The organism is Spirillospora sp. NPDC046719, from assembly GCF_040645715.1.
In the GTDB taxonomy this organism is placed as follows: domain Bacteria; phylum Actinomycetota; class Actinomycetes; order Streptosporangiales; family Streptosporangiaceae; genus Spirillospora.
Map to the genome: position 1 here is coordinate 1 of NZ_JBEYYT010000262.1, position 13,188 is coordinate 13,188.

13 protein-coding genes are annotated in these 13,188 nt (G+C 73.0%); 6 read left to right on the forward strand and 7 right to left on the reverse strand.

Features of this window, described 5'->3' with window-relative positions; all coding sequences use genetic code 11:
* Positions 1 to 40 precede the first annotated feature (40 nt).
* From ABZ914_RS33425 to ABZ914_RS33435, 3 genes are all read right to left on the reverse strand, one after another.
* Positions 41 to 613: a septal ring lytic transglycosylase RlpA family protein gene (locus ABZ914_RS33425; RefSeq protein WP_500198150.1), complete on the reverse strand. Its 573-nt coding sequence runs from the start codon at positions 611 to 613 to the stop codon at positions 41 to 43.
* A gap of 548 nt (positions 614 to 1,161) precedes the next feature.
* On the reverse strand, positions 1,162 to 2,037 hold the full coding sequence (locus ABZ914_RS33430; protein WP_500198151.1) for a hypothetical protein: 876 nt from the start codon (positions 2,035 to 2,037) through the stop codon (positions 1,162 to 1,164).
* A gap of 244 nt (positions 2,038 to 2,281) precedes the next feature.
* Positions 2,282 to 3,385: a ferritin-like domain-containing protein gene (locus ABZ914_RS33435; protein ID WP_500198152.1), complete on the reverse strand. Its 1,104-nt coding sequence runs from the start codon at positions 3,383 to 3,385 to the stop codon at positions 2,282 to 2,284.
* A 202-nt stretch (positions 3,386 to 3,587) separates the two neighbouring features.
* Between ABZ914_RS33435 and ABZ914_RS33440 the strand changes: the two genes are divergently transcribed.
* Together ABZ914_RS33440 and ABZ914_RS33445 are read left to right on the forward strand one after the other, a co-directional pair.
* The gene (locus ABZ914_RS33440; RefSeq protein ID WP_500198153.1) at positions 3,588 to 4,763 is read left to right on the forward strand and encodes a sensor histidine kinase; all 1,176 of its coding nucleotides are present in this window, start codon (positions 3,588 to 3,590) and stop codon (positions 4,761 to 4,763) included.
* Positions 4,760 to 5,365, forward strand: coding sequence for a response regulator transcription factor (locus ABZ914_RS33445; RefSeq protein WP_387028029.1), 606 nt, complete (start codon positions 4,760 to 4,762; stop codon positions 5,363 to 5,365). The genes ABZ914_RS33440 and ABZ914_RS33445 overlap by 4 nt, the downstream gene beginning before the upstream one ends.
* Before the next feature lie 42 nt (positions 5,366 to 5,407).
* On the opposite strand, the gene ABZ914_RS33450 is transcribed toward ABZ914_RS33445, so the two are convergent.
* A complete protein-coding gene (locus tag ABZ914_RS33450) occupies positions 5,408 to 6,016 on the reverse strand; it encodes an LURP-one-related family protein (protein WP_500198155.1) in 609 nt (202 codons plus the stop codon).
* A gap of 98 nt (positions 6,017 to 6,114) precedes the next feature.
* Entirely contained in the window at positions 6,115 to 6,738 is a 624-nt protein-coding gene (locus ABZ914_RS33455; RefSeq protein WP_347257182.1) for a TetR/AcrR family transcriptional regulator, read from the reverse strand.
* A 125-nt stretch (positions 6,739 to 6,863) separates the two neighbouring features.
* On the opposite strand from ABZ914_RS33455, the gene ABZ914_RS33460 reads away from it, so the two are divergent.
* From ABZ914_RS33460 to ABZ914_RS33470, 3 genes are read left to right on the forward strand one after another with little or no spacing between them, the layout of a single operon-like run.
* Positions 6,864 to 8,213 carry a GH1 family beta-glucosidase gene (locus ABZ914_RS33460; RefSeq protein WP_500198156.1) on the forward strand — a complete coding sequence of 450 codons (1,350 nt, stop codon included), beginning with the start codon at positions 6,864 to 6,866 and terminating at the stop codon, positions 8,211 to 8,213.
* Between the two features lie 31 nt (positions 8,214 to 8,244).
* A complete protein-coding gene (locus ABZ914_RS33465; RefSeq protein ID WP_500198157.1) occupies positions 8,245 to 8,529 on the forward strand; it encodes a chorismate mutase in 285 nt (94 codons plus the stop codon).
* Positions 8,530 to 8,532: 3 nt separating this feature from the next.
* Complete coding sequence (locus ABZ914_RS33470) at positions 8,533 to 9,231, forward strand: hypothetical protein (protein WP_500198159.1); 699 nt, start codon at positions 8,533 to 8,535, stop codon at positions 9,229 to 9,231.
* Here the strand turns inward: ABZ914_RS33470 and ABZ914_RS33475 are convergent.
* Positions 9,228 to 9,860 carry a hemerythrin domain-containing protein gene (locus tag ABZ914_RS33475; RefSeq protein ID WP_387028036.1) on the reverse strand — a complete coding sequence of 211 codons (633 nt, stop codon included), beginning with the start codon at positions 9,858 to 9,860 and terminating at the stop codon, positions 9,228 to 9,230. The two genes, ABZ914_RS33470 and ABZ914_RS33475, sit on opposite strands and share 4 nt — an antisense overlap.
* A 146-nt stretch (positions 9,861 to 10,006) precedes the next feature.
* On the opposite strand from ABZ914_RS33475, the gene ABZ914_RS33480 reads away from it, so the two are divergent.
* Positions 10,007 to 11,830 carry a protein kinase domain-containing protein gene (locus ABZ914_RS33480; protein WP_500198161.1) on the forward strand — a complete coding sequence of 608 codons (1,824 nt, stop codon included), beginning with the start codon at positions 10,007 to 10,009 and terminating at the stop codon, positions 11,828 to 11,830.
* On the opposite strand, the gene ABZ914_RS33485 is transcribed toward ABZ914_RS33480, so the two are convergent.
* On the reverse strand, positions 11,811 to 13,010 hold the full coding sequence (locus tag ABZ914_RS33485; RefSeq protein WP_500198162.1) for an FAD-dependent monooxygenase: 1,200 nt from the start codon (positions 13,008 to 13,010) through the stop codon (positions 11,811 to 11,813). The two genes, ABZ914_RS33480 and ABZ914_RS33485, sit on opposite strands and share 20 nt — an antisense overlap.
* Between the last annotated feature and the right edge of the window lie 178 nt (positions 13,011 to 13,188).

Sequence of the window (13,188 nt, forward strand, 5' to 3'; positions counted from 1 at the left end):
AGCGTCGAGCGCCCGCGAGGCGGGTTGCGCGTGGTGGAACTCAGCCCTTCGAGAGGACCTCGTAGCGGACCGGGATGACGCCCGATCCGGTGCCGCCGACCTTCTTCATCGCCGCGGTGGACAGGTCCAGGCAGCGGCCGCCCGCGTACGGGCCCCGGTCGTTGATGCGGACGATGACCGACCGGCCGTTGTTCTTGTTGGTCACGCGGACCTTGGAGCCCAACGGCAGCGTCTTGTGCGCCGCGGTGAGGGCGCTCGGGTTGAAGGGCTCACCGCTCGCGGTCATCTGCCCCTCGCCGTAGAAGGACGCCTCGCACGAGCCCGACTGCAGGACCTTCGCCTTCTTCTGCGGCTTGGTCTTGTGCTCGGCGACGGCCTCCGACCGCGCCTTCTTCTTGGGCTCGGCCTTCTTCCCGGTGTGCTTCGGGTTCGGGTCGCGCGGCCCGCCGCGGCTGGCCCGGGACGGCTCCGGCCTCGGCGGGTCCGCCTTCGGGACGGTCGCGCCCGGCGCGGTCTGCGCGGCCTGGGCCGAGTCGGCCGGGGCCTTGCGGCCGTTGGCGACGGCGAACGCGCCCACCGCGAGAACGGCGGCGGCGACGCCGGAAACGATCATTAGGGTGCGCAGGCGCGGCCGCTGAAGGCGGGCGCGAAGGCGCGCGTGAAGACGATGTCGTTCGTCAGGGTTGCCCACGAAGAATCCTTCGGTAGGGGACAGGACCCCGGACGCCCGGCGTTTCTCAGCGCCGTTCTCGCGGCGCGCCGGGGCGACCTCCTCGTCCCCCGAGACCCGCACCGCCCATGGGCTCCAAGGCCCGTCTGCGCGCTCTCGCTGAGCGCGGCCGCGTCATCGCGGCTTCGGCGTCCGGCAGGTGCGGCTGCGTTGCATCTTCACTTTTGATCTCGAAAGCGCCGCACAAGTCCTTGACCGTACGTTGCGTCCGGAGTGAATCAAGCGCAGGCCCGAACAATGTGGGGTTTGTCACCTCTCTTTTTGCCCAGCGAAGCCGATCGACTTCGCTGGGTGAGCGCATTTCAAGATCCAATTTACTCGCCATGGAAGGTGTGATCTCGGACATATAACAAGCGTTCGTTAGGCAGCAAAACGGGGCGTTCCGGGATGCACTTGACATCTCCGGAACGCCCCGTTCCGAGGTGATTTCGTCAGTGGGTGTCGGACGGCCGCTCGCGCGTCTTCAGCACGTTGACGACGCTGCCGACCTGCGACTGCAGCGTCTTCACGGTGTCGTCGGCCTCGCCGGTGAGGCTCTGCGGCGCCGGCCGGGCGCGCCGCAGCCCCGCCCCGTCCGGGAACACCATCGAGATCGGCGCGGCGGAGCGCAGCGCGGAGGCGTCGCCCGGCAGCCCGAGGTCCACCGCGTCGCCCAGCGGCCCGCCGCCGGACCCGCCGGACGCGGCGGAGCGGCCGGTCGGCAGCGCCTTCCCGACCTTGCTGTGCACGACCCGCTTCGGGACGGACGTGACGCGCCCGACGACCCGTCCGGGCACCTTGGCGGCCTCCCCGACCGGAGCCGGCAGCCCGGCCGCCGGGCCGGGCCCGGAGGCGGTGCGGTTCGCCGCGCCGACGCAGCTCCCGCTGCGCGGGGCGGAGATCGGCGCGCCGTCCCGGCCGGGCGTCAGCGCCATCGTCTGGTGCGGCAGCAGCCGCGTGACCCGGGTGCCGTCGACCGTCTTCATCGGGTCGACCCGGCAGGCGCGGGCGGCGGACCCCGCCGCGGAGGCGGTGCGGGACACGGGCAGGCCCTTGCCCAGGCCGGCGCTCCGCCCGGGACGGGCCGCGGAGGCGACCGCGCCGTCCGCGGTGCCGGCCGCCGACTCCAGGGTGCGGCTCGCGGTGTCGGAGACGGGGGCGGGCAGCGCCACCGGCGGCAGCGCCGGGCCGACCTGGCCGACCGTCCCGTAGACGAGGTCGGCGACCGGGCCCTGCTCGGCGTTCGCCGGCGCGGCGGACAGGGCCAGCGCCGCGGCCAGCGGGGCGGCCGCGGACAGGCCCAGCAGATTTCTGGCGGATCGGTTCATACGTATTTCCCCCGACATTCTCGGATCGACTCTGCGCGGTGTGCGTGCGCCCGTGGCGTGCGTTCTCCGGCGCACCGTCGAGCGGGCACGTTAGTACAGCCCGGATGCCGCGTATGCCGAATTCGAAAATCGATCGGGGGCGGGCGGGGAAGATCTACGGAAATGCGACGCGGGGACGCCCGTGGGCGTCCCCGCGTTTCACCGCGCCGTTACTCCGGCGCGGGGGCCTTCCGGCGGTCCGGCGTCACTCCGCGCCGAGCGCGATGGCCTCGTCGACCTCGGTCTTGCGGACGGCCAGCTCGGCCGCGTACTTCTCCTCGTCGACCTTCTCGGCGATCTCCTCGTCCTGCCGCATCAGCGCTTCGAGGTCGGCCTTGGCATTGTCGAGGACGCCCATGTCGGCATAGGCGGCCTTCACCTTGTCACCCCAAAGGCCGACGTCCCGGACGCACGGCACGATTCGGCTGAAGAGCAGCGACTGGTAGAGCGTGTACATATCCGAGTTGTCGACGTATTCCATGCACTTGTCGACCGGCATGTCCAGCTGCTCGAACACCTCGCGGCCCTTGAACCGGTCGCGCATCAGGTAGCAGCCCTCGACCACGAACTCCTCGCGCTCGGCCCGCTCCTTGTCGGTGAGCTCCGCGTAGTAGTCCTTGAGCGCCAGCCGGCCGAACGCGACGTGCCGCGCCTCGTCCTGCATGACGTACGCGAGCAGCTGCTTGACCAGCGGGTTCGTCGACATGTCGCGGTACAGCCCGAAGGCGGCGAGGGCGAGGCCCTCGATGAGCACCTGCATGCCGAGGTAGGGCAGGTCCCAGCGGCTGTCCTCCAGCGACTCGGCGAGCAGCTTCGCCAGGTCCTGGTTGATCGGGTAGTACATGCCGATCTTCTCGTGCACGAACTTCGCGTACAGCTCCACGTGCCGCGCCTCGTCCATCGTCTGCGTGGCGGCGTAGAACTTCGAGTCCAGGTCGGGCACGGACTGGACGATGCGCGCCGACACGTTCAGCGCGCCCTGCTCGCCGTGCAGGAACTGGCTGAACAGCCAGGAGCCCTGGTGGCGGCCGAACTCGTCCCGCTCCTTCTGTGACATCTTGTCCCAGATGTCGGAGCCGATGAGGGGGTTGAAGTTCTCCGGCAGCCCGGCGACGTTGACCGGATCGACCTCAAGGTCCCAGTCGATGCGCTTCGTCGCGTCCCACTGCTTGTCCTTGCCCTTCTGGTACAGGCTCAGCAGCCGGTCGCGGCCCTCGTCGTACTCCCAGGTGAACCGGGCGTCGCCCGCCATGGGGACGTTCCACGTCTCCGTGGGCACGGGCGTGGAGTAGAGGTCGTAGGAACTCACGGGGGATCCTCCTCGGGGTGGCGCCGCACCGTCGCGACGCGTGGTGTGCTCCGCCCACCGCTTTACATACCTTCGTAACATGTAAAGCGCGAGCAGGCCAGACCCCAAGCGCGGGCAAGATGACCATGACAAAAGTCATCCCGGACCCACGACAACGCTCACTGACCCCCCGACCTGGGCATCGGCATACGATTCAGGCGTCATGAGCCTGAGGTTGTTCGACAGCGAGGATCTGGACGGGCCCGATCCCGGCCGGTCCCGGCGGCGGCGCGCGTTCTGGTCGACGTTCGGCCTCATCTACATGATCCCGCTCGCCCATGTCGTCGTCGGCTACAGCGGCACCAGGCTCGCCCTCTCCGTCCTCGGGCTCGGCGCGTTCATCGGCCTGTACTACGCGACGCCGCTGAGCATGCGCAGCTGGGTCGACCCGATCGGGCCGCTCACCCGCACGCTGCTCGCGGCGTTCGCGGTGGTCAGCGCCGTGCTGCCGTTCGCGTTCGGGGACGAGTGGATCGGCACACCGGTCTACCTTTCGATGATCTTCGCGATGGCACTGCCGATGGACTGGGTGCTCTGGGGCGTCGGCGGCGCGACCGCGCTGGCCTCGCTGCAGTGCGCGCTGATCGACGGCGCGGAGGGCGCGCTGCCGGTCATCGCCGTCACCTCGCTGTCGCTCGGGCTGATGATGGTCGGGTTCCGGCACGCCCGCACGCTCGTCCAGCAGCTCCGGGTGGCGCGCGGCGAGGTCGCCCGGCTCGCCGCCGCCGACGAGCGGCTGCGCATCGCCCGCGACCTGCACGACCTGCTCGGGCACAGCCTGTCGCTGATCGTGCTGAAGAGCGAGCTGGCGCGGCGGCTCGGCGAGCGGGACACCGACCGTGCGATGGCGGAGGTGCGCGACATCGAATCGGTGGCGCGCCAGTCCCTCGCCGACGTCCGCGCCGCGATCTCCGGCTACCGGCGGCGCGACCTCACCGGGGAACTGGACGGCGCCCGTGCGGTGCTGGCGGCCGCCGAGATCGAGGCCGAGGTGCGGACGTCCGGGACGCCGCTGCCCGACCAGGTCGACGGGCTGTTCGGCTGGGCCGTCCGGGAGGGCGTCACCAACGTCGTGCGGCACGCCCGCGCCCGCCGCGTCACGATCACCGTCGGCCGGGCGGACGGCGCCGCCACCCTGGAGATCGTCGACGACGGGTGCGGGAGGCCCGGCGAGGGGCACGCGCCGGGCCACGGCCTGGAGGGCCTCGCGGAGCGGGTCGCGGACGCGGGCGGGACCGTGGCGGCGGGCCCGCGCGACGGCGGCGGCTTCCGGCTGGCGGTGCGCGTCCCGCTCGGCCGGGCCGGCGCGGAGAGGGCGGCGGTAGAGTCCGCCACGTGATCCGCGTGATGCTCGCCGAGGACCAGCGGATGGTGCGCGGCGCCCTGGCCGCGCTGCTCGGCCTGGAAGCCGACCTCGAGGTCGTCGGCGAGGCGTCCGGCGGCGCGGAGGCCGTCGCGGTCGCGGCCCGGACCCGGCCGGACGTCGTGCTGCTGGACATCGAGATGCCGGACCGGGACGGCCTCGCCGCCGCGCCGGAGATCCGCGCCGCCGTGCCCGACTGCAAGATCATGATCCTGACGACGTTCGGCCGGCCCGGCTACCTGCGCCGCGCGATGGAGGCCGGCGCGTCGGCGTTCCTGGTGAAGGACGGCCCGGCGCAGGAGCTGGCCGCCGCGATCCGCCGGGTCGTCGCGGGCGAGCGCGTCATCGACCCGGCGCTCGCCGCCGCCGCGCTCAGCGCGGGCCCGAACCCGCTGTCGCCGCGCGAGCGCGACGTGCTGGAGGCGGGCGCGGACGGGTCCACGGTCGCCGACATCGCGGGCCGGCTGCACCTGTCGGAGGGGACCGTCCGCAACTACCTGTCGTCCGCCATCAACAAGGTCGGCGCCCGCAACCGCATCGAGGCCGTCCACACGGCCCGCGCGCAGGGCTGGCTGTAGCCGCGCCGCCCCGTCCCGAGGGACAGGCGGCCCGGCCGCCGGTCAGCGGGACTGGAGGGCGTCGAGCGCGACGGCCTGGGCGACGACGAGCCGGCGGTCCAGGCGCGGGTCCTTGATGTCGACCACGTAGCGGTCGCGGAGGCCGAACTTCTTCTCCACCGAGAAGACGATCTGGTCGCCCGCGTAGAAGTCGAAGTGGTACGGCCACGCGAACGGCAGGTTCTCCGCGTACGGGATGAAGCCCCACACCCGGCGCAGCACCGCGACGAACTTGTTGCGCTCGCTGCCCGTCGTCACGCCGAGGCCGGGCTGCTCCAGATGCCAGGTCGAGGCGATCAGCGACTTCTTGAAGTCCTTGCGGAAGAGCCCGATGGGCCGCCCGTCCGCGTCGGTGATGTCGTAGGCCGACGCCAGGTCGATGCGCTTGCGCGCCTTGAAGCCGAGGATCGGGCGGGTCTTGGAGTCGTCGGCGTAGAGCGTGACCTGCTCCTTGAACGCCAGCCGCTTCTGCTGCGCGAACGCGAGCAGTTCGCCCTCCCCGCCGTCCGGGTTCTCGGCGTGCACCTCGTACTGGTTGACCATCAGGCGGACCCGCTGCCGGATCAGCAGCCGGTGCTGCGCCTGGAGCCGCTCTGTCTCCAGCGAACTCACCCTCGTCCCGTCGCGTTTTCGCGCGAGTCTGCCACAAACGACGAGCTGAGGGAGATGTCCGGACGAAATACCAAATGGTGACCGGCGCGGGGTGCGGGTCAGGCCTCCTGGATGTGCCCCGCGAGGTACCCGTGGATCAGCCGCTCCGCCTCCGCGACGATCAGCGGGTCGCCGTCCGGGTCGCGGCGGAAGGCCATCTTCAGCACCGCGTCGCCCGCCTCCACCGCGATGGCCAGCGCGGTGGCGAGGCCGGGGGTGTCCTGCACGCCGAACGTCTCGACGATCATCTCGCGCAGCCGGTCGGCGACCACCGCGTTGTTGTCGGCGTCGGAGTCGAGCAGGTTCACGTCGGCGACGTCGCCGAAGCGCAGCACCCGGAACCCCGGCACGGTGCGGTGCATCTCGACGAAGATCTCGATGATCACGCCGACGGTGTCGGACCAGTCGGCGAACGCGCCGGCGGCGAGCCGCGCCGAGATCCGCTCCCCGAACACCTCCAGGTTGCGCAGCGCGAGCGCCTGCGCGACCGCCCGCTTGTCCGGGAAGAACTGGTACACCGAGCCGATCGCGACCTCGGCGCGCTGGGCGATCCGCGTGGTGGTCAGGCCGTCGTAGCCGTCCTCCTCCAGGATGTCCGCGCACGCGTCGAGCATCCGCTGGACGCGTTCGGCGCTGCGGCGCTGGGCGGGACGTCGGCGGAGCGGCGTGCGGATCTCGGTCACGCCACCATTGTCACCCGAACGCGCCATGCTCGGTCATGGCCCGCACGGCCTTCCCCACCCCGCGGTCACGGGACCCTTCCGCCGCGACCACCCCGCCCCGTAAAGTCCGAAGGGGATTCGCGTTCATGGGAAAGGTACGGATGGGGTTTCCGGAGGGCTTCCGCTGGGGCGTCGCGACCGCCGCCTACCAGGTCGAAGGCGCCGTGCACGAGGACGGCCGCGGGCCGTCGACCTGGGACGTCTTCGCCCACACCCCGGGCCGGGTGCGGGACGGGCACACCGGTGACGTCGCCTGTGACCACTATCACCGGTGGCCGGAGGACGTCGGGCTGATGAAGGAGCTCGGCGTGAACTCCTACCGGTTCTCCCTCGCGTGGCCGCGCGTCCAGCCGTCCGGCAGCGGCGCCGCCAACCCGCGCGGCCTGGACTTCTACGACCGGCTCGTCGACGCCCTGCTCGCCGCCGGCATCGAGCCCGCCGTCACCCTCTACCACTGGGACCTGCCCCAGCCGCTGGAGGACGCGGGCGGCTGGATGAACCGCGACACCGCCTACCGGTTCGCCGAGTACGCCTACCGCGCCGCCGACCGCCTCGCCGACCGCGTCGGCATGTGGATCACGCTGAACGAGCCGGTCGTCGTCACCGCCTACGGGTACGCGTTCGGCGTCTACGCGCCCGGCAGGACGCTGATGCTGGACGCGCTGCCGACCGCCCACCACCAGCTCCTCGGCCACGGCCTCGCCGTCACCGCGCTGCGCGGCGGCGGCGCCCGCCGCGTCGGCCTGACCAACCACTACTCGCCGGCCTGGCCCGCCGACCCGGCGTCCGGCGCCGACCGGGACGCCGCGCTCGCGTTCGACGCCTTCATGAACCGGATGTTCACCGACCCGGTCCTGACCGGCGCCTACCCCGACCTCACCGCACTCGGCGGGCCCGACCTCGCGCCCTACGTCCACGACCTGGACATGTCGGTCATCGCCTCGCCGATCGACTTCCTCGGCGTGAACTACTACCAGCCGACCCGCCTCAAAGCGCCGCCCGCGGACGGCCCGCTGCCCTTCGACATGGCGGACATCACCGAGTACCCCGTGACGGGGATGGGCTGGCCGATCGTCCCCGACGCTTTCCTGTCCCTGCTGCGGACGCTCCGCGCGCGGTACTCGAACGGGCTGCCGCCGCTCTACGTCACCGAGAACGGCTGCTCGTTCCCCGACGAGGTCGCCCCCGACGGCACGGTGGACGACACGGCCCGCATCGAGTTCCTCGACGCGCACATCGCCGCGATGCGGACCGCCATCGACGACGGCATCGACATCCGCGGCTACTACGCCTGGTCCCTGCTCGACAACTTCGAATGGGCCGAGGGGTACCACCCGCGCTTCGGGCTCGTCCACGTCGACTACGAAACGCAGAAGCGCACGCCGAAGAGGTCGTACGGCTGGTACCGCGACCTCATCACCGCGCCGCCGAAGTGACGCGCACCGGACGCCCTGCCAGGATCGCGGTATGGATTCGCTCTCCGACGTCCGCGCCCGCATCGACGCCATCGACGGCGACCTCGTCCGGCTCCTCGCCGAACGGCAGGGGCTCGTCCGGGCCGCCGCCGCGTTCAAGGCCGACGCGGGCGCCGTCCGCGCGCCCGACCGCGTCGAGCGGGTCGTCGCCCTGGCGCGCGAGCGCGCCGCGTCCGCCGGCCTGTCCCCCGAGGTCGCCGAAGCGGTGTGGCGCGCGATGATCGGCGCGTTCATCGACCTCGAACTCGACGAGCACGCCCGCCGCACCGCCCCCTGACCGATGTACGCCGACGCGGTCGAGGCGCTGTACGGGGCGTTCGCCGACGTCCCCCGCCCGGCCCGCGTCCACGGCTGCCCCTGCTGCGTCGCCGCCGACGAGGACCGGCCGCTGCTCGCCCGTCCCCTGCGCGACCTCACCGCCGACGACCTCGCGAGGTACGCGGCGAAGGCCCTCAACACGTGGGGCGACGAGGCCGACTTCCGCTACTTCGCCCCTCGCCTGCTGGAGCTGGCCGCCGACGACGCGTTCGCCTACCCGGACCCCGAGGCCGTCTTCGGCAAGCTCTCGCGGGCGGGCTGGGAGCGGTGGCCGCAGCGCGGCGCGATCATCGCGTTCCTCGACGCCTTCTGGACGCGCTCGCTCACCGGCCATCCCGGACCGCTCCGGATCCGGACGGCGCTGTGCGCGCTCGGCTGCGCCACCGGCGACGTGGCGCCGCACCTCGCCGCATGGGGCCGGCTCGCGTCCCTCGCCGCGATCAGGCACCTGCACGACTTCACCGCCGATGACCTGGTCTGGAAGCGCGGACGCCCCGCCCCGCGCATCGCCTGCCCGGGCCGCCCCTACGACCAGGTCGTCTCGTGGCTCTTCGAAGGCGCCGCCGTGCGCGCGGTCGGCGACGCCTTCGAGCGGGCGGAGGACGAGGACGCCCTCGCCCTCCTCACCGAGATCGACTCGGTTCTCCGCGGCCTCCCCTAAGCGCGGGCGCCCCACAGGTCGAGGGCCTTGTACGCGGGGACCCACTCGTTCGCGTAGGTCGCGCGGACGGGCTCGGGGAGCGGCGCCAGCATCGCCGCCGCCGCGCCCTCGGACGCGCCGTCCAGCATCCACGGGATGACCCGCGGCGCGTCCGGCCCGACGTACTTGCCGCTCGCCTGGCCGAACTCCAGCCACTGCGCCTCGGACAGGGTCGCGTCGATCAGCGCCAGCGCCTCGTCCTCCTCGTGCTTGAGGTGCCCGCCCAGCGCGGTGGCCAGCGTGTCCGTCAGCTCGCCGAGCCGCGCGGGCCCGGACTCGCGGTCGGCGAGCGCCGCGTCGATCGCCTCGATCACGGGGTCCACCGCCGCGTGCTCGGCCTCCATCGCGTCCAGCAGCGCCAGCCCGTCCGGGCGCCCGGCGAGGGCCTCGCGCATCACCGGCCATAGCGCCTCGTCCTCCGCGGTGTGGTGCGCGTGCAGCGCCTTCTTGAACAGCTCCCAGCCGACGGCGGTGGCCAGCACCCGCCGGGGGTCGTCGTCCGGACGCGCGGTGACGTCGGCGATGTGCCGCAGGTCCCGGCGGAGCGCGTCGTGGAAGGTGTACATCGACGTCATGTCCAGCTTGCTCATCGCGTTCTCCTCAGGCCGATCGGGTCGTTCATCGGGTCGTTCACAGCACTGACGGACGGCGCGGCGCCGATGTGACCGCCTCGGCGGAGGAATTCCGTGCGGCGTCGGTAGGCTTTCCAGCTCCCCCTTGCCTTGGAGGTCCGCGCATGGCGGAACCACGCCCGCTGCGTCCGAACGACCCGCGCGAAGTCGGCGGGTACCGGCTGACCGGACTGATCGGCGAGGGCGCCCAGGGGACGGTCTACCTGGGCGAGTCCGGCACCGGCGAGCGCGTCGCGGTGAAGGTGCTGCGCGCGCAGGTCGACGGCGACGAGCGGGCCCGGACGCTGTTCGAGCGGGAGCTGTCGGCGGCGCGGCGGGTCGCGCCGTTCTGCACGGCGCGGGTGCTCTCCGCGAGCGTCCCGGCGGACGGGTCCGGCGGCGACGCGCCCCACATCGTCAGCGAGTACATCGAGGGGCCGTCGCTGCGGGAGCTGGTCGGCGGGCGCGGGCCGCTGCCGGAGGCCGAGCTGCGGCGCCTCGCCATCGGCACGGCGACGGCGCTGGCGGCGATCCACGAGGCGGGCGTCGTGCACCGCGACTTCAAGCCCGCGAACGTGCTGCTCGGCCCGGACGGCCCGAAGGTCATCGACTTCGGCATCGCGCGGCCGCTGGAGGCCACGTCCGCGACGATGACGGGCGCGGTCGGCACGCCCGCGTACATGGCGCCCGAGCAGGTGTCGGGGGCGGCGGGCGGGCCGCCGCTGGACATGTGGGCGTGGGGCTGCACCATGGCCTACGCGGCGAACGGGGCGCCGCCGTTCGGCACCGACACCGTCCCGGCGATCATGCATCGGGTGCTGTACGCGCCGCCGGCGCTGGGCGTGCTCGGCGGCGAGGTCGGCGCGATGGTCGCGGCGTGCCTGGAGAAGGACCCGGCGCGGCGCCCGACGGCGCTGCAGGTGCTGGTCCGGCTGCTCGGCGAGGACGGGAGCGAGGCGCACCTGCTGGAGGAGGGGTCGTCGGCGGCGGCGACGCTGACCGCTGCGACGCTCCCGCCGCCCGCCCCCGCGCCGCCTACCACCGCGCCGCCCGCCCCCGCGCCGCCTACCACCGCGCCGCCCGCCTTCGCGCCGCCCGACGGGCCGCCGCCCATGCCGCCCGGTATGGGGACGGCTCCAGGCCCACTGCCGAACACGCCTCCGGGGCCGCCGTTCCTTCCGCCGGGTCAGACGGTCCCCTCCGGGCCTCCGGGGCCGCGGAAGGGCGGCAGGGCGCTGGTCATCGCGGGCGCGGTCGCGGCCGTGGCGCTGCTCGCGGCGGGGACGGCCACCGCCGCCGTGCTGCTCAAGGACCACGGCGGCGACGGCGACCACCCCTCGGCGAGCCGGACGACCCCCTCGGGCGGGACCGCCGCCATCGGCGGCGCCTGCCGTTACACGCGGTCGTCCGGAGGCGACGTGAAGGACGTCGGGACGCCTCCGGCCACCGCGAAGCTTCCCGCGACCGTCCACGCCGAGCTGGCGACCAACCTCGGCACCGTGAAGATGGACCTCGACGGCGCCAAGGCGCCCTGCACCGTGAACTCCTTCATGTACCTGGCGGGGAAGAAGTTCTACGACGGGACGTCCTGCCACCGGCTCACGACGTCGGCGGCCCTCAAGGTGCTCCAGTGCGGCGACCCGTCCGGGACCGGGTCGGGCGGTCCGGGCTACGCGTTCGCCAACGAGAACACGTCCGGCGCCAAGTACGCGCGCGGGACCGTCGCCATGGCGAACGCGGGCGCGAACACCAACGGCAGCCAGTTCTTCATCGTGTACGGCGAGGCGGACATCCCCGCCGACTACACGGTGTTCGGGCACGTCACGTCCGGGATGGACGTCATCGACAAGGTGGCGAAGGCCGGCACGGACGGCGGCGCGACCGGGCCCGGCGACGGCAGGCCCAAGCTGAAGATCACCCTCCGGCGCCTCACGGCGTCGGCCGCGTAGGCACCCCGGCGTAGTCGGGCAGGTCGATCGCCTCGGCGGTCCTGCGGGCGATCTTGGCGGCCATGTTCTTGCCCGGCAGGTACGGCAGCAGCTTGTAGTACCGGTTCAGCAGCCCGATCACGGCGCGGTTCGACGGCATCATCAGCTTGGCGACGCCGTCGCCCATCTTCTGGCAGCCCGCCGCGTAGTCGCGCATGACGTCCTCGTAGCGCGCGAAGGCGACGCGGTGGTCGCCGCGCGCGGCGGCCAGCTCGCCCGCGAGCACGTAGGCGCCGACCATGGCGAGACCGGTGCCCATGCCGGACAGGGACGACGGGCAGTAGGCGGCGTCGCCGAGGAGCGCGACCCGCCCGCGCGCCCACCCGTCCATGCGGACCTGCCCGACCGCGTCGAAGTAGAAGTCGGGGGCGTGCCGCATCTCGGCGAGCAGCCGGTCGCACTCCCAGCCGGTGCCGGCGAACCGCTCGGTGAGGATCCGCTGCTGCCCCGCCACGTCCCGGCGGTCGACGCCCGTCTCCGGCGACGCGAAGTAGAACGCGGCCCTGGCCTCGGTGTTGTCGCGGGCGCTGTAGACGGACGCGAGCTGCCCGCCGGTCCGGTAGACGTGCCCCGTGTACCGGAGGCCGAGGTGGTTGGGGACGCTGAAGATCGCGCAGTGCACGCCGAGCTCGCGGACGTACCGCTCCTCCGGCCCGAACGCGAGGCGGCGGACGTTGGAGTGCAGCCCGTCCGCGCCGATGACCAGGTCGAAGCGGCGCGGCGCGGACCGCTCGAAGGACACGGTCACGCCGTCGGCGTCCTCGTCGAGGGACGCGATGGAGTCGCCGAAGACGTACTCGGTGGTGCCGCGGGTGGCGTCGAGGAGGATGCGGGCGAGGTCGCCGCGGAGGATCTCGACGTCCCCGGCGAACAGGTCGGCCGCCATCGTCGCCACGGGCTTGCCGGCCTTGTTCACGTACGCCATCGCGCCCATGCCGGTCCTCGCGCGCTCGACGTCGGTGAGGAGGCCCATGCGGCGCAGGACGGTCAGGTGCGCGTCGCCGCGGAAGTCGACGGCGTAGCCGCCGTCGCGGAAGCCGGCGGTGTTCTCGACGATCGTGGTGGCGAAGCCGTAGCGGGCGAGCCAGTGGGCGAGCGCGGGGCCGGCGATCGAGGCGCCGGAGATCAGGACGTTCTTCATGCCGGTGAGCGTGCCGGGGCGCGCTCACCGGAGGCTCACCGCCGGCTCACCGCCTCGACGACCTCCTCGTCGAGGCCGGCGAGGCGCAGCGCGTCCGCCCTGCTCAGCACCTCCGGCGCGCCGCCGTCCGCCGCGCTGTGGCCCGCCGCGCTGTGGCCCGCCGCTGGGTCGCCCGGCG

Excerpts from the sequence above, each read along its gene's own strand:
- ABZ914_RS33485 (WP_500198162.1), bottom strand. The coding sequence starts at position 13,010 with ATGAAGAACGTCCTGATCTCCGGCGCCTCGATCGCCGGCCCCGCGCTC.
- ABZ914_RS33475 (WP_387028036.1), bottom strand. The coding sequence starts at position 9,860 with ATGAGCAAGCTGGACATGACGTCGATGTACACCTTCCACGACGCGCTC.
- ABZ914_RS33430 (WP_500198151.1), bottom strand. The coding sequence starts at position 2,037 with ATGAACCGATCCGCCAGAAATCTGCTGGGCCTGTCCGCGGCCGCCCCG.
- ABZ914_RS33460 (WP_500198156.1), top strand. The coding sequence starts at position 6,864 with ATGGGAAAGGTACGGATGGGGTTTCCGGAGGGCTTCCGCTGGGGCGTC.
- ABZ914_RS33480 (WP_500198161.1), top strand. The coding sequence starts at position 10,007 with ATGGCGGAACCACGCCCGCTGCGTCCGAACGACCCGCGCGAAGTCGGC.
- ABZ914_RS33470 (WP_500198159.1), top strand. The coding sequence starts at position 8,533 with ATGTACGCCGACGCGGTCGAGGCGCTGTACGGGGCGTTCGCCGACGTC.
- ABZ914_RS33425 (WP_500198150.1), bottom strand. The coding sequence starts at position 613 with ATGATCGTTTCCGGCGTCGCCGCCGCCGTTCTCGCGGTGGGCGCGTTC.
- ABZ914_RS33465 (WP_500198157.1), top strand. The coding sequence starts at position 8,245 with ATGGATTCGCTCTCCGACGTCCGCGCCCGCATCGACGCCATCGACGGC.
- ABZ914_RS33440 (WP_500198153.1), top strand. The coding sequence starts at position 3,588 with ATGAGCCTGAGGTTGTTCGACAGCGAGGATCTGGACGGGCCCGATCCC.